The following is a 16,405-nucleotide window of genomic DNA, read 5'->3' as shown; positions in this document are numbered from 1 at the left end:
CTGCGTTGCTGCTTGAACAAGCTTTGTGGAACAATGCAAGCCTATTGACTTTCCAGGGGTGTCAGCCGTGATCGATTCTGATGGTTTTCGCCCAAATGTCGGCATTATCCTCGCGAATGATGTCGGCCAAGTGCTGTGGGCTCGGCGCATTAATCAGGACGCCTGGCAGTTTCCACAGGGAGGTATCGATGATCGTGAAACGCCAGAAGAAGCGCTTTATCGCGAATTGAACGAAGAAGTAGGTCTGAGCCCGGATGATGTCCGGATTCTGGCCTGTACGCGGGGCTGGTTGCGTTATCGCTTGCCCCAACGCATGGTGCGTACGCATAGTAGGCCTCTGTGTATTGGTCAGAAGCAGAAATGGTTTTTGCTTCGGCTGATGTCCGAGGAGCAACGGGTGCGCATGGATGTTACGGGCAAGCCGGAGTTCGACGGTTGGCGCTGGGTCAGTTACTGGTACCCATTAGGGCAGGTGGTGACGTTCAAGCGCGAAGTGTATCGTCGGGCCCTGAAAGAGTTGGCACCGCGTCTGCTCGCCTGACACATACGTTAAGCCTGTACCATACGTGTACGTATGGAAGACGGAAGAGGCACCGTTTGCATTGCCTCACCGGCCCGTCCGGTTATGCCGGGCCTGCCGCGTACGGAGGAAGTGCTGTGGTCATGCTAGATGAACGATTTGTGACGTTGAATGGCATTACGCTGTCAGATAGGCATTGCTGTCCACCTTCATCTATTGTGGCTATCAGGTCGGTGACCGAAACTCAATTTGATCGCGCCTCGAAATCCTTTATCAGGATGTCGTCCAACGTCACCAGAGCCCAGGGCTTCTAGCATGCTGAATACGCTGCGTAAGGTCGTTCAAGAAGTAAACGCCGCCAAGGATCTTAAAACGGCGTTGTCGATCATTGTTCAGCGCGTTCGAGCGGCTATGGGCACCCAGGTGTGCTCCGTCTATCTGCTGGACCCTGAAACCAACCGATTTGTCCTTATGTCGACCGAGGGCTTGAACAAGCGCTCCATAGGACGTGTCAGCATGGCCCCTAACGAAGGTCTTGTGGGTCTGGTCGGAACGCGTGAAGAGCCGCTTAACCTTGAGGATGCCTCGAGTCATCCGCGCTTTCGCTATTTCGCTGAAACGGGCGAGGAGCGTTATGCTTCCTTCCTGGGCGCGCCGATCATTCACCATCGCCGTGTAATGGGTGTACTGGTCGTTCAGCAAAAGGAGCGGCGCCAGTTCGATGAGGGTGAAGAAGCCTTCCTCGTTACCATGAGCGCTCAGTTGGCAGGCGTCATCGCACATGCCGAAGCCACGGGCACCATTCGTGGCCTCGGGCGACAGGGTAAGGGTATCCAGGAAGCACGCTTCGTGGGCATTCCGGGTTCCCCTGGCGTTGGCGTGGGTACGGCAGTGGTCGTGCTGCCTCCGGCCGACCTGGAGGTCGTCCCTGATAAAACTGTTAAGGATATCCAGGCAGAACTGGCCTTGTTCCAGCATGCGTTGGAGTCCGTACGCGAGGACATGCGTCAGCTGTCTGAGCGGCTTTCGAGTCAGCTTCGCAAGGAAGAGCGTGCCCTGTTCGACGTGTATCTGATGATGCTCGACGATGCGGCGCTGGGTAACGAAGTCACCCAGATCATCAAGGGTGGGCAGTGGGCCCAGGGTGCATTGCGTCAGGTCGTAAATGATCATGTTCGTCGCTTCGAGATGATGGACGACGCTTACCTGAGCGAGCGCGCCGCTGATGTGAAGGATCTGGGGCGTCGCTTGTTGGCCTATCTTCAACAGGCTCGGCAGCAGTGCCTGGTCTATCCTGACCAGACTATTTTGGTCAGTGAAGAACTGTCACCTGCCATGTTAGGCGAAGTGCCCGAGGGCAAGCTGGCCGGCATGATTTCCGTGCTGGGTTCCGGCAACTCTCACGTTGCGATCCTGGCACGTGCCATGGGTATCCCAACCGTCATGGGCGCGGTAGACCTGCCTTACTCGAAAGTTGATGGTATTTCGCTGATTGTCGATGGCTACCATGGGGAAGTATTTACTAACCCTTCGGCGCAGCTGCTCAAGCAATACAGTGCTGTGGTCGAGGATGAGCGTCAGCTGACGCAAGGGCTGGAAGCCCTGCGCAGCCTGCCGTGCGAAACTCTGGATGGCCACCGGATGCCGCTCTGGGTAAACACCGGGCTGTTAGCCGACGTTGCGCGCGCGCAACAGCGTGGCGCCGAAGGGGTAGGGCTGTACCGGACTGAAGTCCCCTTCATGATCAACGACCGCTTCCCCAGTGAAAAGGAACAGCTCTCCATCTACCGGGAGCAGCTGGCAGCCTTCCACCCTCAGCCCGTCACCATGCGTATGCTGGATATTGGCGGAGATAAATCGCTGTCCTATTTCCCCATCAAGGAAGACAATCCCTTCCTGGGCTGGCGTGGTATTCGTGTCACGCTGGATCACCCGGAAATCTTTCTGGTGCAGGCTCGGGCTATGCTCAAAGCCAGTGAAGGCCTGGATAATCTGCGCATCATGCTGCCCATGATCTCGGGTGTGCATGAGCTAGACGAGGCTCAGCACCTCTTGCATCGCGCCTGGTGTGAGGTGCGTGACGAAGGCGTTAATATTCCCATGCCGCCAGTAGGCGTGATGGTAGAGGTGCCCTCGGCGGTCTATCAGGCTCGGGATCTGGCCCGTGAGGTGGACTTCATCTCGGTGGGCTCCAATGATCTGACCCAGTACCTGTTGGCGGTGGACCGCAACAACCCCCGTGTGGCTGACTTATACGACTATTTCCACCCTGCAGTGCTTCAGGCGCTCAAAAGCGTTGTGGAAGATGCCCATGCGGAAAACGTTCCGGTCAGCATCTGTGGCGAGATGGCAGGCGATCCGGCAGCAGCAGTACTGCTTATGGCCATGGGGTATGACTCGCTTTCCATGAACGCGACCAACCTCCCCAAGGTAAAATGGTTGCTGCGTCAGATGAGCCTGTCCAAGGCAAAGGAGCTCCTAGAGCAGTTGCTCAAGATTGATAACCCACAAGTAGTGCACAGCGCACTCCATCTGGCTTTGCGTAACCTGGGGCTAGGGCGGGTCATCAATCCGGCTTCCACCGTCCAGAGTTGATAGCGTGCCGGACTATATCGTCCGGCTGCTTTCTCCAAGCGGCTTACCATAGGTGCCAAAACGCCGTTCCGTAATAAGGGTCCGTCCATCTGCTTGTTGGCGCAGAAGCGTGCTGGCGCGCGTGCCGTAGTTCTCACTGGCAATGAATACGCTGGATAATAACGCCTCTAGTTCAGGGTTGACTCCAGTGTGAGGAAGCGTTGCAGGATCGGGTTGCCAGGTATCGGCCAGGAGTGTGAATAGCGCTTCATCCGAGGGATGATCCAATGCCCGCTCAAGGCCAGCTCTAACCCTGAGTAGCTTTGGCCAGGGTGTATTCAGGTCAGCGTTGGATACTCCATAAATTCCCGGCGGTAATCGATGCGGCTTTCGACTGCGGGCATTTAGGTGCCATAACGATTGACGATCCCCCAGAAGCAGATTGAAGCCCGTGTACTCATCGCTACGTCGGGCTACGTCATGCGCATATTCCTCGGCCGAAATACCACTTTCTAAAAAGCGCACAGGCAACTCACCACGTGAGCGGTCGGATAAGGGCTGGCCAGGGTCGCGGATATTGGTCACTGTGGCAAAGCGGCCATCTGATCCTACGGCAAGCCAGGTGCCGCCTGCCGTCAGGTCTCTTCCGCCAATGATGTGGGGCTGGTCTTTCCAGGTATCCAGTGGGGCACTGGGGCGTGCGTAGAACTCGTCACGGTTGGCTGCCAGGATTAGCGGCTCGGTATGTTCAGGGCGCCAGGCAAAGACAATCAGGCACATTGCATGGTCTCCATAAGGCCTTGATCATTAAGGGTTCGCTCGTGTGCTGTTGCCGATTGGGCTACCATTGCTGTTTTGTTCGGCAGGATTCGACATGGAGTTCGTGCTCTATCTGATTCTTGGCGCATGTGCAGGCGTTCTGGCTGGTCTGTTCGGCGTCGGGGGCGGATTGATCATCGTACCGGTTCTGGTGTACAGCTTCACTGCCCATGGTATAGAGGCCGATGTACTGACGCACTTGGCAGTCGGCACTTCGCTGGCAACCATCGTATTTACATCGATCAACGCTATCCTGGCCCACCATCGCCAGGGTGCCGTACAGTGGCCCATTGTGTTGTGGATGACGGTTGGAATTGTCCTGGGGAGCTTTATCGGTGGGATAACTGCTTCCTATATTCAAGGGCCCGTCCTGCAAAAGATCATAGGCACCTTTGCCATTCTCGTATCGCTACAGATGACGCTCGATATTCGTCCAAAAGCCAGCAAGACCGTGCCGGGTAGGCCAGTGCTTACCGTGGCTGGTGTGGTCATTGGCTGGGCTTCGGCTATCTTCGGCATTGGGGGCGGTTCGCTGACTGTGCCTTTCTTGACCTGGCGAAGCGTCAGCATGCAGCAGGCTGTGGCAACCTCATCTGCGTGTGGTTTACCTATCGCGATCTCCGGAGCCATTTCATTCATGGTGGTGGGCTGGGGTGAGTCTGGCCTGCCGGAAGGGAGTATCGGGTATGTCTATCTGCCGGCATTGGCAGGTATTGCGCTAACCAGCATGTTCTTTGCCCGTTTTGGTGCGCGTTTGGCGCACATGCTTTCTCCACGGCTGCTCAAGCGGCTATTTGCGTTGTTGTTGTTTAGTGTAGGGCTCAGTTTTCTGATCTGAGAACCCTTTTATCAAGGAGTCGTAATGCTGCCTTATCCACAGATCGACCCGGTAGCGGTCGCGATCGGTCCATTAAAGATTCACTGGTACGGCCTTATGTACCTCATTGGCATCGGTGGTGCTTGGCTGCTAGCCTCACGCCGTTTGGATCGGTTTGATCCTACCTGGAACAAAGACAAGCTTTCTGACTTGGTCTTCTGGGTGGCGTGCGGCGTCATCATTGGCGGCAGATTGGGCTATGTTCTTTTCTATAATCTGGACGAATATATCGCCAACCCCACGCTCATCTTTGAAGTCTGGAAGGGCGGTATGGCCTTTCATGGCGGTTTGTTGGGCGTGATCCTGGCGGTGTGGTGGTTTGGTCGCCGTAATAACAAGAGCTTTTTCGAGCTGATGGATTTCATCGCCCCGCTGGTTCCAATCGGCCTGGGCGCCGGAAGGATCGGTAACTTCATCAATGCCGAACTCTGGGGCAAGCCGAGCGATGTACCGTGGGCAATGATTTTCCCGCCCTTCAGCGATCCGGCTCAGTTGCCACGTCATCCTTCCCAGCTCTATCAGTTTGCGCTGGAAGGGGTCGCCTTGTTTGTCATCCTTTGGCTTTTCTCACGCAAGCCACGTCCGACAATGGCGGTTTCAGGGCTTTTCGTCCTGTGCTACGGCATCTTCCGTTTCCTGGTGGAGTTCGTTCGTATGCCGGATGCGCAGCTGGGTTATCTGGCCTGGGGCTGGCTCACCATGGGGCAGGTGCTGTGCGTACCGATGATCCTTGGGGGGATTTTCCTGATGGTCCTGGCCTACCGGTATCAGCGTAAACCCAAAACTCTGACGGAATGACCTGATATTCAGGTGAAAGGTCACTGACAAGTTGAGGGGCGGTGCTTATAGTTAATGGTTAATCGCCTCTCACTTAAAGGACAGAAGTATGAGCCCGTTCCGCGCATTGGCTACCACGTTGGCCTTCTCCATGGCCCTATGGAGCGCTGCCGCACCGGCATTAGCCGATTCGGGTTACGAGACGGAAACCGTTAGCAATACCAGTGGCGATCCGAATTATGAGGTTGGCGCACCAAAAGCGTTCTCGATGATTGGTGATCTGCTGATTGCCCGGCCGCTTCTGATCGTTGCGACGGCCATTGGCGCGGGTGCGTTCGTGGTCAGCCTGCCCTTTACTGCCGCTGGCGGTAATGTAGGGGAGGCGGGTAGAGCATTGGTTGTTGAGCCGGGCAAAGCGGCTTTTGTCCGCTGCTTGGGATGTACCCGTACGGGGTATGGCCAATCAGAGTGAGATCAATAAAAAAGCCGGTCAAGTGACCGGCTTTTTTATTGGAGCTAAGCACCTGATGCAGCGCAGCAGCCTTGATCAAGCCTGACCGCTGATCCTCAGATACTTCTCGTGCAGCTTTTCTTTGCTTTCAACATTCTCAGTGTCGAGTGGAATGCAGTCTACGGGGCAGACCTGCTGACATTGCGGTTCATCGTAATGCCCCACACACTCAGTACAGAGGTTGGGGTCGATTACGTAAATCTCCTCACCCTGAGAGATAGCACCATTAGGGCACTCAGGCTCACACACATCACAATTGATGCAGTCTTCAGTAATCTTGAGGGACATGACTTGCTCCCGCCGCTCACGGATGACGGCGATACAGAAAAGGTAAACGCGAATTGTGCCTTATCGGCGCGCATGGTGCACGTCTACGCCGATATATGTGCCCTAACGGTAATTTCAAGAGGCTGTTTTGAAGCGCTCGGCCAGGGCTTCCTTGACAAGCGGGTGTACAAACTTGGTGACATCGCCGCCCAGCGCTGCAATTTCACGTACCAGAGTCGAGGAAATATAGGAGTAATTCTCCGACGGGGTAAGGAACATGCTTTCTGCATCGGGTGCCAACACACGATTCATATTGGCCAGCTGAAATTCAAACTCAAAATCCGAAACGGCACGCAGTCCACGCAGCAAAATCGTAGCTTTTTGTTCCTTGACGAGATTGGCCAACAGGCACGAGAAGCCAATCACTTCAACGTTAGACAGATGCGCCGTAACCGCCCGAGCCAGTTCTACCCGCCGCTCCAGGGGAAACAACGGATTCTTTTTCGGACTGGCCGCTACGGCGACGACGACATGCTCAAATAGGCGTGAGGCGCGTTCGATGAGATCACCATGACCCTTGGTGATCGGGTCGAAGGTTCCCGGGTACAGCACTCGATTCATCGCGGCGTCCTTACGGTCCGTGGGGGTTTGGATGGTAGCTCAGCCAGGCCAGATGTCCAAGTCGAAAGGTCAATAAGCGGCCTGGTATTCATAAAGGATGAGCCTTAAGCGCTGGGAGTGTAGAAAATTTTTTCGAAACGTGCAGCCCGAGCGGTTTGCCTGTTTTCACTTATAGCGGATAGCGTTCGCTGATCGGTTACCGTTCTAAGCCAGTCGCTCCTGCTGCGACATAAGCCACTGTGGTATCCGGTGCTCCAGGTAGTAGTCAGGGCTCCGCCATGAACCCGCTACAAACCCTACATGACCACCATGAGCGTGACGCTCAAAGCATAGGGTATCGGACAGCTCCTGTGCTGTCGGCAGGCTCTCACGCCCAATAAAAGGGTCATCTTCCGCCTGAATCATGAGAGTAGGTATCCTGATATCTTTCAGGTAATAACGACTTGATGCCTGCCGATAATAGTCATGAGCATCCTCGAAACCATGCAATGGAGCGGTAATACGTCCATCGAAATCCCAAAAGGTCTTCATATCTTTCAGGTCACCTAACGCATCCAGCGAGGCCACATGGTCGTGTTGCTGACGTTGCTGCAACGCCTCTCGCTTGCGCTTTACATAGGCCACCAGTTCTCGCATGAAATGCGCCTGGTAAACCTGTGAAAAACCAATGGCGATACGGTCCGCGCATAGGTCTAGTCGAAAGGGGACCGATACAGAGACCGCCGCTTGAAGGGGGCAGTGTAAGCCCGTCTCACCTAAGTACTTGAGCAGCACATTTCCACCCAGTGAGTAACCAACGGCATAAAGCGGCGCCAGGGGTCGCTTGGCTTGAAGATGGGCGATAACCGCGGAAAGGTCTTCGGTAACGCCCGAATGATAGCCACGCGGTAATAGGTTTGGCTCGCCCGAACAGCCTCGCCAATTGAGCCCGACGCTAGCCCAGCCATGCTCGGCAAGAGCCAGTTGCAGTCCCAGGATATAGTGTGAAGAAGAACTGCCTGTCAGTCCGTGTATAGCCAGCACCAGAGGCGTATAGGGATCCTCCGGTCCGTACCAGTCCAAATCCAGGAAGTCGCCATCTTCCAGCCAGATTCGCTCGCGTGGACGCGTCATCAGAGGGAGGCGTCGCCAGAGCGAGCCCCATAGGGTTTGCAGATGAGGGCCAGGCAGCCACCAGGCGGGCCGAAAGGTATCCGCCTGGGCTGAAAGGTCTGGTGCTATAGGGTGCGTCACCAGAAAATCACTCGGCTCGACGCCAGAGTGCGTAATGCACACTTCCCGCCTTCTTCTCCCTGTGCAGGTGCCAGCTGGCTGGTATGAGAAGCAGTGACGGCTGACTTTCGCTTTCGGTATAGACCCAAGCATCCTTGGCTAGCCAGCCTCGCTCTTCAAGGAGCTGGCAGGCAGGCTCAAGCAGGCCTTTTTGAAAGGGTGGATCAAGAAAGACGACGTCAAAGGGTGATGCATCGCCGTGCTGAAGGTAGTGCAGGGCATCGCTCTGGACGACCTGAGTATTGTCGCACTTGAGCCAAGCCAGATGACTGCGAAGTGAACTCACCGCAGCTGGGTTCAAGTCCAGCCCGAGCGCCTGACTGGCGCCTCGGGACAGTGCCTCAAGCAGCAGCGCACCGCTGCCGAGGAATGGGTCCAGCACACGGGCACCGGGTACATAGGGCATCAGCCAGTTGAATAACGTCTCACGGACCCGGTCAGGCGTTGGCCTAAGTCCTGGCGCTTCAGGAAAACTGAAGCGTCGGCTGCGCCAGTCGCCACCAATGATGCGCAACTGACTACCTTTACTGTGCACCATGCTCAATGCTCCGGAACGCCAGGAGGCGGTGTGTTGCCTCGCTCTACTGGCGCTGGCAAGGGTTGCTGGGCAACGGTTGGGCCGGCCGTCACGATAACAAAGGCTTCGGGGTCCAAATGCTTGGCCATGGCTTCGCGTACCTGGTCGGCGGTCACTGTTTGCGTCTGCTTCATGAAGGTATCCAGGAAGTTGAGAGGCAGATCATAGAAGCCAATCATGCCAAGCTGGGCGACGATTGCACTGTTACTGGCTGTCGAAAGTGGAAAGCTGCCCGACACCTCACGTTTTGCATCGTCCAGCTCCTTCTGGGTCGGTCCCTCCTTCAGATACTGACGGATGATGTCTTGTACGAGCCCCAGCGTGTTCTGGCTCATCTCGGCACGAGTCTGCAAGCTGATTGTGAATGGACCCGCAACTTGCATGGGGGTAAACCCGGAATAGACCCCATAGGTCAGCCCGCGCTTTTCCCGGACTTCTGTCATCAGTCGAGTGCCGAATCCACCGCCGCCAAGGATCTGATTACCCAGATAAAGCGCAGCGTAATCAGGATCCCGACGGTCGATCCCTTGTTCGGCAAGGATCAAATGCGTTTGCTGGGAGGGAAACTCGATATGAGTGATACCCGCCTTTGGCGGTAGCGGCTTGGCTACCGAAGGCAAGGCAGGCCCCTTAGGGAGGGATTTGGATACCTTGGCAGCAATGGCTTCGGCCTGGGGGCGGGTCAGGTTTCCTGTCAATGCAATAACCACATTGCCAGCTGCATAGGCGCGCTGATGGAAGGCGCGCAGGTGAGCAGGCGTAATCGACTTTAGCGACTCGACTGTACCCGTGCTGGGATGCGCATAAGGATGATTGCCGTAGAGCTGCTTCATCAAGGCATCGCCTGCCTGAGCACCCGGGTCCTGTTTCTTGTACTCGATAGCGGTCAGCAGTTGATTGCGGATACGCTCCAATGGAGCAGCAGGAAACGTGGGCTGACCTACTACTCTGGTGAAGAGATCAAGTGCCGGGCCACTCTTGGCAGGGTCGGACAGGGTTCGTAAGCTGGCGACTGCCATGTCACGATAGGCCCCGTTCGAAAAGTTGGCGCCCAGGTTTTCGAAACCAATGGCAATCGCTGTGGTGTCCATGCCAGCAATGCCTTCATTGAGCATGCCGTTGGTCATCGTGGCGATGCCTGGGGTGTTGCCGTCCTGGCTACTACCAGCTGCAAACGTCAGACGCAGGTCATACATGGGCAGCTCGTTGGCTTCCACAAACATGACGCGCGCACCTTCTGCGGTTTTCCAGCTCTGAATATCTAACGTACGAGTGACGGGCGGTTTCTTGCTCAGCGCTTGCAGTGACTCCAGTTTGGGATGTGCTGCTGCACTGTCGATAGCAGAAGAGGTACTTTGACAGCCCCCAAGCAGCGTCAGGCTGAGCAGGGCGCCCCATGCATAAGAAAAACGGGCGTTCATGGGCGAGCCTCCTGCTGCGTCTGGGTTTCGGGGATCACATTGGCAACCGTCAAGCGATCACGGGTGAAGTAAGTACGGGCAGCGCGCTGTAGATCAGCCGGGGTTACAGACTGCAGGTCTGCAAGCTCATTATCCATCTCATGCCAGGACACGCCGATGCTTTCCAATTGGCCAATACTGCTGGCTTGGGCAGTAATCGAGTCACGTTCATAGACGAGATTGGCAATCACTTGTGCCCTGACACGTTCCAGTTCGGCGGTGCTAGGCGGTGTACGCTTGAGTGCATCCAGCTGCTTCCATAGGCCCGATTCAACGTCTGCCAGCGTCTTGCCTTTTTGCAGGTTAGGCATGGCACTAAGCATGAACAGGCTATCGCCGCGGGTGTATGGCTCATAGGATGCTGATGCACCAGTAACTAACTCCTGCTCCCGCTCCAGTTGGGTAGAAAGGCGCGCACTATAGCCACCATCGAGCAGGGCTGAAATCAAGCGTAGGGCATGCACGTCACGCTGATTGTCGGCACTGGCAAAGCCTGGCACGTTAAAGCCCATCATGAGTGTCGGGATCTGGGTCCGGACGGGGAGTGTCAAGCGGCGCTCACCTGGTGTTGGTAGCTCAAGCGGGCGCTTGGCTGGCGGCAGGTCGCGCTTGGGGATCTGGCCGAAATACTTCTGGGCCATCTGCTTAACGTCTTCACCGGTTACATCGCCTACCACGACCAGCGTCGCGTTGTTAGGCGCATACCAAGATTGATACCAGTGTCGTAGATCATCGATGTTCATGCGTTTAAGATCAGCAGGCCAACCAATGGTTGGGGTTCGGTAGCCGCTGGCAGGATAGGCTGCTGCGCTGAAGCGTTCATAGGCCAGCCCCATCGGCTGGTCGTCAGTACGCAGGCGGCGCTCTTCCTTGATGACCTCTATCTCACGACTGAACTCGTCGGCAGGTAGACGCAAAGTGGCCATGCGATCGGCCTCAAGCTCCAGCGCTACAGGCAAGCGATCCTTGGCTAGCACTTGGTAATAGGCGGTGTAGTCGTCTGTTGTAAAGGCATTTTCGGTGGCGCCAAGATCGCGTAGAACCAGTGAGGCCTCACCAGGGCCCATTTTGCTGCTGCCCTTGAACATCATATGTTCCAGTGCATGCGAGAGACCGGTTGATCCAGGCGTCTCATAGCTTGAGCCGATCTTGTACCAGAGTTGTGAAACAACGATAGGAGCACGATGATCTTCCCGAACAATGACTTTCAAACCATTGTCGAGCGTGTATTCGTGCGTGGGTTGGGTCTCGGCGGCCAAGACGGTAAGCGGCGCGCAGAGTAGGCTAAACAGCAGACCAGTAGTACGTCGAGAGAAGACTGTCATCAATCTATGAACTCATTCCAGGGCTTGCCGGTCTTTAGCGCCAGCAAGCGATGAGGTGCTAGGATACGCATCCCTTTTCATGCCGGCCACGCTTGGCAGCACATCTTAATGGATTTGCCACAGCGTGCCCGCCCCTTGAGATAGACCTTTGCATGTTTGGTTCCGACGATAAAAAGTCCCCTCCCGCAGGGGAAAAGAAAGGGTTCTTCAGCTGGTTTCGCAAGAAGCCGCAGGAGACAACCGAGGCCAAGCCGGAAACGGCTGTCGAGCCGGTAGTGCACCCGGAGCCGGTCCCTGAGCCGGCTGATTCCATTCCTTCAACTCAGCTACCGCCTGCCGAGGAGGTTGAGGCACCTGCGCCGGTAGCCGAGCAGGACGAGATCGTAAAAACCTTTCAGCCGGAGCCGATTCAGGCGCAGCCGGTCGAGCCGCCACGCCAGCCTGAAACGGTGCAGCCTTCTTTGCAGGCGCCTGCAGTTGAGCCAGAGCCAGAGTCTGCCATGCAGGCGCCTGTTGAGCCTGTATTCATTGAGCCCGAGCGGCTGGACGAATCGAGAACGGCCGAGCTCCAACCTGTTGCTGAGCCTGAGCCTGAGCCTGAGCCTGAGCCAGTAGCCGAGCCTGTCGTGTCGGTTGCAGAGCCGGAGCCAGAACCAGAAGTAGACGCACAACCGGAGCCGGAGCTGGCACCACAGCCCGCGGCACCGGCAAAACTAGGCTTCTTCGCTCGCCTCAAGCAAGGGCTGAGCAAGACCAGCGCCAGCATTGGCGAAGGGATGGCCAGCCTGTTCCTGGGCAAGAAAGCCATTGACGATGACCTGCTCGATGAACTGGAAACCCGGTTGTTAACCGCTGACGTGGGTGTCGAGGCGACGACCACCATCATGAAAAATCTCACCCAGCGGGTTGCGCGTAAACAGCTTGCTGACAGCGAGGCGCTTTATCAGGCATTGCAGGAAGAATTAACTGGCTTGTTAACGCCTGTTGAACAACCGTTGATTATCGATAAGGCTACTCAACCATTCGTCATTCTGGTTGTTGGCGTGAACGGTGTTGGCAAAACCACGACCATCGGCAAGCTGGCCAAAAAGCTCCAGCTTGAGGGCAAGAAGGTCATGCTGGCCGCTGGCGATACGTTCCGTGCCGCAGCGGTCGAGCAGTTGCAGGTCTGGGGGGAGCGTAACCGCATTCCAGTGATTGCACAGCATACCGGCGCTGACTCCGCCTCGGTGATCTATGACGCTGTACAAGCTGCCAAGGCTCGCGGTGTCGATGTTCTGATTGCCGATACGGCAGGCCGTCTGCATACCAAGGACAACCTGATGGAAGAGCTACGCAAGGTCCGTCGCGTTATCGGTAAGCTGGATGAGTCCGCCCCGCATGAAACCTTGTTGGTGCTGGATGCAGGCACCGGTCAGAACGCCATGAACCAGGCTAAGCAGTTTCACGCTGCCGTTCCGCTGTCTGGCCTTGCCCTGACCAAGCTCGATGGTACTGCCAAAGGTGGCGTCATTTTTGCCCTGGCTAAACAGATGAGTCTGCCTATCCGTTACGTCGGCGTGGGTGAGGGCATCGACGATCTGCGCGAGTTCGAAGCCAAGCCCTTCGTTCAAGCGTTGTTCGCCGAACGGGAGATAACATGATTCATTTCGATCGGGTCAGTAAACGTTACCCGAACGGGCATATCGGTTTGCATGAGTTATCGTTTCGCGCGGAGCGAGGCGAGATCCTGTTTATTACCGGCCACTCTGGTGCCGGTAAGAGCACCTTGATGCGCCTGATTCTGGCAATGGAGCGGCCAACCAGTGGCAAGCTTTCACTGGCCGGGCAGGATATTTCACGCATCAGTAATGCGCAGATTCCTTTCTTGCGCCGTCAGATTGGCGTGGTATTTCAAAACCATCAGCTCTTGTTCGACCGTACTGTATTCGACAACGTCGCGCTGCCTTTGCAGATACTGGGGCTATCCAAGCCTGAGATCGCCAAGCGTGTGACCATGGCGCTGGAGCGAGTCAGTCTGAAGGACAAGCTCGAAGATTATCCGTCCGATCTGTCTACCGGACAGCAGCAGCGTGTCGGCATCGCACGAGCCGTTGTGCACCGACCCGCCTTGCTGCTGGCGGATGAGCCCACTGGTAACCTTGACCCGCGGCTTGCCACCGAAATCATGGGGGTGTTCGAGGATATCAACAGCCTTGGTACTACCGTACTGATTGCCAGCCACGATCATGCCCTGATTGCACGTCTACGCCACCGCATGCTAACGCTTCAGCGTGGCCGCTTGATTGGGGATGAGGAGAGTCCTACATGAGTGCCAAGGAACTTCCACGCGGCGAAGTACAAGGCGAAAAGCCGGAAAAGCCCAAGCGTCGCAAGACCGCCAAGCCAAAGCAGGATTGGCGGAGTCCACTGCATGCCTATTTTGAGGCACACCTCATCGGTTTTCGTGACAGTCTTTGGCGGATGGGGCGACAGCCGATAGGGAGCTTTTTAACCTGTCTGGTAATGGGGATCGCCCTCGCTCTGCCTATGGGTGTATCGCTGTTGCTAAACAATGTGGAGCGGCTTGGCGGCTCATGGCAGCGTGCAGCGCAGATTTCCGTGTTTCTTGACCTCAATCTGAATGAGGCTCAAGGCAAGCAACTTCAAGAACAGATTGCGGCACTACCCGATGTCAGTGAAGTCCATTGGATCGGCCGCGACGAGGCTTTGCTGGAGCTTCAACAGCAGGCCGGATTAGGCGAGGCCTTGAAGGAGCTGCCGGAAAACCCGCTACCTTCAGTGATCTCCGTGACTCCGCAGGAGATCGACAAGGGCCGACTAGATATGCTGCGCAGTCGTTTGGCGGAGTTGTCTGGCGTCCAGCAAGTGCAGCTCGATATGCAATGGGTCGAGCGCCTTACCGCCATTCTGAAACTGGGTGAGCGCTTTGTTTTTGGTCTTACAGTAGTCCTGATCGTAGCGCTGCTACTCGTCATCGGGAATACAATTCGTCTGGCCATTGAAAACCGCAGAACCGAAATCGAGGTCATAAAGTTAGTAGGGGGTACAGACGGCTATGTGCGACGACCTTTCCTATACATGGGCACCATGTATGGCGTAGGAGCTGGCGTTGCTGCCTGGGCGCTACTGGCTTTTGGCCTGAGCTGGCTCAACGAGGCTGTAATCGAGCTGGCCGGTCTCTATGGCAGCGACTTTGCGCTGGCCGGAGTTTCCATGGATGAAGGTATCCAGCTACTTATTGGTGCAATACTGCTAGGTTACATTGGCGCTTGGTTGGCGGTGGCTCGCCACTTAAGAGAATTGGCCCCTCGTTGAGGGGCATAATTCACAAATCAAACAAGTGTCTCAAATTATGATGTAAAGCTATCAATATGATTGATAGTGACTATTTAAGTGATTGATTTTAAAGGCTCTAGGTTCTTTTTTATGGAACTGTTAGTCTTGTTTTCTGTCTGATTCTTCAGTGATACACTGCCCCGTGCATAAGTGAATCGGAGGATTCGCATGACCAATTCTCTGCAACCTGTTCCAACATTGGTTCCTGGCGCTAGTCTGGAGGCCTATGTCAACTCTGTGAACAGCATTCCCATGCTGACACCGGAGCGGGAGCGCGAACTGGCTGAACGCCTCTTCTATCATCAGGATTTAGAGGCGGCGCGGCAAATGGTGCTCGCGCACCTGCGTTTTGTCGTACACATCGCTAAAAGTTATTCAGGTTATGGTTTGGCCCAGTCAGACTTGATTCAGGAAGGTAACGTCGGCCTGATGAAGGCTGTAAAGCGCTTTAACCCTGAAATGGGTGTTCGCCTGGTATCGTTTGCCGTTCACTGGATTAAGGCTGAGATACACGAGTTTATCTTGCGTAACTGGCGCATCGTGAAAGTGGCTACAACCAAAGCTCAACGCAAACTGTTCTTCAATCTGCGTAGCCAGAAGAAACGTCTCGCTTGGTTAAACAATGATGAAGTTCAAGCAGTTGCTAGTACCTTGGGCGTCGAGGCACGCGAAGTCCGTGAAATGGAAAGCCGTTTGACAGGCCAGGACATGGCGTTCGACCCGGCATCCGATGCCGATGACGATACCGCGTTTCAGTCACCCGCTCAGTACCTGGAAGACAACCGCTACGATCCGGCTCGCCAATTGGAGGAGTCTGACTGGAGTGATAATTCTTCGGCTAACCTGCACGAAGCGTTGGAAGGCCTGGATGAACGTAGCCGTGACATCCTTTACCAGCGTTGGTTGGCTGAAGACAAAGCCACGCTGCACGAGCTGGCTGCCAAGTACAACGTGTCGGCTGAACGTATTCGTCAGCTTGAGAAAAACGCAATGAACAAGCTCAAGGGCAAAATCGCTGCCTGAGACTTGATGTAAAAGCGAACCCCGCCTCAAGCGGGGTTTTTTATTGCCCGAGAAAACCGAACCCCTTGTATAAGGACAGGTTCTAACGTGCTGCTAAAGCGAGAGAGGTTGGCATGAAATCATTTTTGCTAATGCTTTTTACAACGGTTCTTCTAACGGGCTGTGGCAGTCATGACGATTTCGAAGGCAACTGGAAAAGCCTTAACGAAGGCCAGGTCAGGTTGCAGATTGCGCCAGAGGAGGTCGCATGGCGTGTGACCGTCACAGGCGATGCGCTTTCTCCTCAAACATACGGCGCCACTCTGGTTGATGAGGGGTTGCGCGTAGATATGCCGCCGACCTCCGAAGTGTGGACAATAGATGACAGTGGGCATTTGAAAGGGCTCGGTCAGGTGTTCACAAAGGAGTGAGCGCAGCGTCAATCGTGCGGCCTATTGAGGAAT

General features: G+C 55.6%; 17 protein-coding genes. 10 read left to right on the top strand and 7 right to left on the bottom strand.

Translation table 11 applies throughout. The features are described from left to right. The first annotated feature begins 67 nt into the window (after nt 1–67). Together IEX86_RS03285 and ptsP are read left to right on the top strand one after the other, a co-directional pair. Nucleotides 68–541: an RNA pyrophosphohydrolase gene (locus IEX86_RS03285; RefSeq protein ID WP_188864616.1), complete on the top strand. Its 474-nt coding sequence runs from the start codon at nt 68–70 to the stop codon at nt 539–541. 294 nt (nt 542–835) lie between these two features. Continuing rightward, a complete protein-coding gene (ptsP, locus tag IEX86_RS03280; protein ID WP_188864615.1) occupies nt 836–3,115 on the top strand; it encodes a phosphoenolpyruvate--protein phosphotransferase in 2,280 nt (759 codons plus the stop codon). Nucleotides 3,116–3,127: 12 nt separating this feature from the next. On the opposite strand, the gene IEX86_RS03275 is transcribed toward ptsP, so the two are convergent. Beyond that, a complete protein-coding gene (locus tag IEX86_RS03275) occupies nt 3,128–3,874 on the bottom strand; it encodes an NRDE family protein (protein WP_188864614.1) in 747 nt (248 codons plus the stop codon). 94 nt (nt 3,875–3,968) lie between these two features. Between IEX86_RS03275 and IEX86_RS03270 the strand changes: the two genes are divergently transcribed. The 3 genes from IEX86_RS03270 (at nt 3,969) to IEX86_RS03260 (ending at nt 6,039) form a co-directional block, all read left to right on the top strand. Next, nucleotides 3,969–4,751 carry a sulfite exporter TauE/SafE family protein gene (locus tag IEX86_RS03270; RefSeq protein WP_188864613.1) on the top strand — a complete coding sequence of 261 codons (783 nt, stop codon included), beginning with the start codon at nt 3,969–3,971 and terminating at the stop codon, nt 4,749–4,751. Nucleotides 4,752–4,775: 24 nt separating this feature from the next. Beyond that, a complete protein-coding gene (gene lgt / locus IEX86_RS03265) occupies nt 4,776–5,588 on the top strand; it encodes a prolipoprotein diacylglyceryl transferase (protein WP_188864612.1) in 813 nt (270 codons plus the stop codon). Between the two features lie 88 nt (nt 5,589–5,676). Continuing rightward, a complete protein-coding gene (locus IEX86_RS03260) occupies nt 5,677–6,039 on the top strand; it encodes a multidrug transporter (protein ID WP_188864611.1) in 363 nt (120 codons plus the stop codon). 75 nt (nt 6,040–6,114) lie between these two features. Here the strand turns inward: IEX86_RS03260 and IEX86_RS03255 are convergent, their stop codons facing one another. The 6 genes from IEX86_RS03255 to IEX86_RS03230 form a co-directional block, all read right to left on the bottom strand. Continuing rightward, nucleotides 6,115–6,366, bottom strand: coding sequence for a YfhL family 4Fe-4S dicluster ferredoxin (locus IEX86_RS03255; RefSeq protein WP_188864610.1), 252 nt, complete (start codon nt 6,364–6,366; stop codon nt 6,115–6,117). Between the two features lie 114 nt (nt 6,367–6,480). Continuing rightward, nucleotides 6,481–6,966, bottom strand: a complete 486-nt coding sequence (gene coaD, locus IEX86_RS03250; protein WP_188864609.1) for a pantetheine-phosphate adenylyltransferase — start codon at nt 6,964–6,966, stop codon at nt 6,481–6,483. Nucleotides 6,967–7,170: 204 nt separating this feature from the next. Beyond that, entirely contained in the window at nt 7,171–8,187 is a 1,017-nt protein-coding gene (locus IEX86_RS03245; protein WP_188864784.1) for a hydrolase, read from the bottom strand. Between the two features lie 19 nt (nt 8,188–8,206). Next, nucleotides 8,207–8,776, bottom strand: coding sequence for a 16S rRNA (guanine(966)-N(2))-methyltransferase RsmD (rsmD, locus tag IEX86_RS03240; RefSeq protein ID WP_188864608.1), 570 nt, complete (start codon nt 8,774–8,776; stop codon nt 8,207–8,209). Between the two features lie 2 nt (nt 8,777–8,778). Continuing rightward, the gene (locus IEX86_RS03235; protein ID WP_188864607.1) at nt 8,779–10,236 is read right to left on the bottom strand and encodes a M16 family metallopeptidase; all 1,458 of its coding nucleotides are present in this window, start codon (nt 10,234–10,236) and stop codon (nt 8,779–8,781) included. Further along, nucleotides 10,233–11,600 carry a M16 family metallopeptidase gene (locus IEX86_RS03230; protein ID WP_188864606.1) on the bottom strand — a complete coding sequence of 456 codons (1,368 nt, stop codon included), beginning with the start codon at nt 11,598–11,600 and terminating at the stop codon, nt 10,233–10,235. Before IEX86_RS03230 ends, IEX86_RS03235 begins: the two co-directional genes overlap by 4 nt. A gap of 152 nt (nt 11,601–11,752) precedes the next feature. Between IEX86_RS03230 and ftsY the strand changes: the two genes are divergently transcribed. The 5 genes from ftsY to IEX86_RS03205 all read left to right on the top strand — a co-directional run bounded on the left by ftsY (nt 11,753) and on the right by IEX86_RS03205 (nt 16,372). After that, complete coding sequence (gene ftsY / locus IEX86_RS03225; protein WP_188864605.1) at nt 11,753–13,243, top strand: signal recognition particle-docking protein FtsY; 1,491 nt, start codon at nt 11,753–11,755, stop codon at nt 13,241–13,243. Further along, nucleotides 13,240–13,911 carry a cell division ATP-binding protein FtsE gene (ftsE, locus tag IEX86_RS03220; protein ID WP_188864604.1) on the top strand — a complete coding sequence of 224 codons (672 nt, stop codon included), beginning with the start codon at nt 13,240–13,242 and terminating at the stop codon, nt 13,909–13,911. The genes ftsY and ftsE overlap by 4 nt, the downstream gene beginning before the upstream one ends. Then, nucleotides 13,908–14,918: a permease-like cell division protein FtsX gene (ftsX, locus tag IEX86_RS03215; RefSeq protein WP_188864603.1), complete on the top strand. Its 1,011-nt coding sequence runs from the start codon at nt 13,908–13,910 to the stop codon at nt 14,916–14,918. The genes ftsE and ftsX overlap by 4 nt, the downstream gene beginning before the upstream one ends. Before the next feature lie 189 nt (nt 14,919–15,107). After that, complete coding sequence (rpoH, locus tag IEX86_RS03210; RefSeq protein ID WP_188864602.1) at nt 15,108–15,962, top strand: RNA polymerase sigma factor RpoH; 855 nt, start codon at nt 15,108–15,110, stop codon at nt 15,960–15,962. Nucleotides 15,963–16,075: 113 nt separating this feature from the next. After that, entirely contained in the window at nt 16,076–16,372 is a 297-nt protein-coding gene (locus IEX86_RS03205) for a hypothetical protein (protein ID WP_188864601.1), read from the top strand. The last annotated feature ends 33 nt before the right edge of the window (nt 16,373–16,405 follow it).

The sequence above is a fragment of the Pseudomonas asuensis genome (genome assembly GCF_014646755.1).
Taxonomy (GTDB): domain Bacteria; phylum Pseudomonadota; class Gammaproteobacteria; order Pseudomonadales; family Pseudomonadaceae; genus Chryseomonas; species Chryseomonas asuensis.
This window is presented reverse-complemented; position numbering and strand designations above follow the sequence as displayed.

Excerpts from the sequence above, each read along its gene's own strand:
- ptsP (WP_188864615.1), top strand. The coding sequence starts at position 836 with ATGCTGAATACGCTGCGTAAGGTCGTTCAAGAAGTAAACGCCGCCAAG.
- IEX86_RS03275 (WP_188864614.1), bottom strand. The coding sequence starts at position 3,874 with ATGTGCCTGATTGTCTTTGCCTGGCGCCCTGAACATACCGAGCCGCTA.
- IEX86_RS03270 (WP_188864613.1), top strand. The coding sequence starts at position 3,969 with ATGGAGTTCGTGCTCTATCTGATTCTTGGCGCATGTGCAGGCGTTCTG.
- lgt (WP_188864612.1), top strand. The coding sequence starts at position 4,776 with ATGCTGCCTTATCCACAGATCGACCCGGTAGCGGTCGCGATCGGTCCA.
- IEX86_RS03260 (WP_188864611.1), top strand. The coding sequence starts at position 5,677 with ATGAGCCCGTTCCGCGCATTGGCTACCACGTTGGCCTTCTCCATGGCC.
- IEX86_RS03255 (WP_188864610.1), bottom strand. The coding sequence starts at position 6,366 with ATGTCCCTCAAGATTACTGAAGACTGCATCAATTGTGATGTGTGTGAG.
- coaD (WP_188864609.1), bottom strand. The coding sequence starts at position 6,966 with ATGAATCGAGTGCTGTACCCGGGAACCTTCGACCCGATCACCAAGGGT.
- rsmD (WP_188864608.1), bottom strand. The coding sequence starts at position 8,776 with ATGGTGCACAGTAAAGGTAGTCAGTTGCGCATCATTGGTGGCGACTGG.
- IEX86_RS03235 (WP_188864607.1), bottom strand. The coding sequence starts at position 10,236 with ATGAACGCCCGTTTTTCTTATGCATGGGGCGCCCTGCTCAGCCTGACG.
- IEX86_RS03230 (WP_188864606.1), bottom strand. The coding sequence starts at position 11,600 with ATGACAGTCTTCTCTCGACGTACTACTGGTCTGCTGTTTAGCCTACTC.
- ftsY (WP_188864605.1), top strand. The coding sequence starts at position 11,753 with ATGTTTGGTTCCGACGATAAAAAGTCCCCTCCCGCAGGGGAAAAGAAA.
- ftsE (WP_188864604.1), top strand. The coding sequence starts at position 13,240 with ATGATTCATTTCGATCGGGTCAGTAAACGTTACCCGAACGGGCATATC.
- ftsX (WP_188864603.1), top strand. The coding sequence starts at position 13,908 with ATGAGTGCCAAGGAACTTCCACGCGGCGAAGTACAAGGCGAAAAGCCG.
- rpoH (WP_188864602.1), top strand. The coding sequence starts at position 15,108 with ATGACCAATTCTCTGCAACCTGTTCCAACATTGGTTCCTGGCGCTAGT.
- IEX86_RS03205 (WP_188864601.1), top strand. The coding sequence starts at position 16,076 with ATGAAATCATTTTTGCTAATGCTTTTTACAACGGTTCTTCTAACGGGC.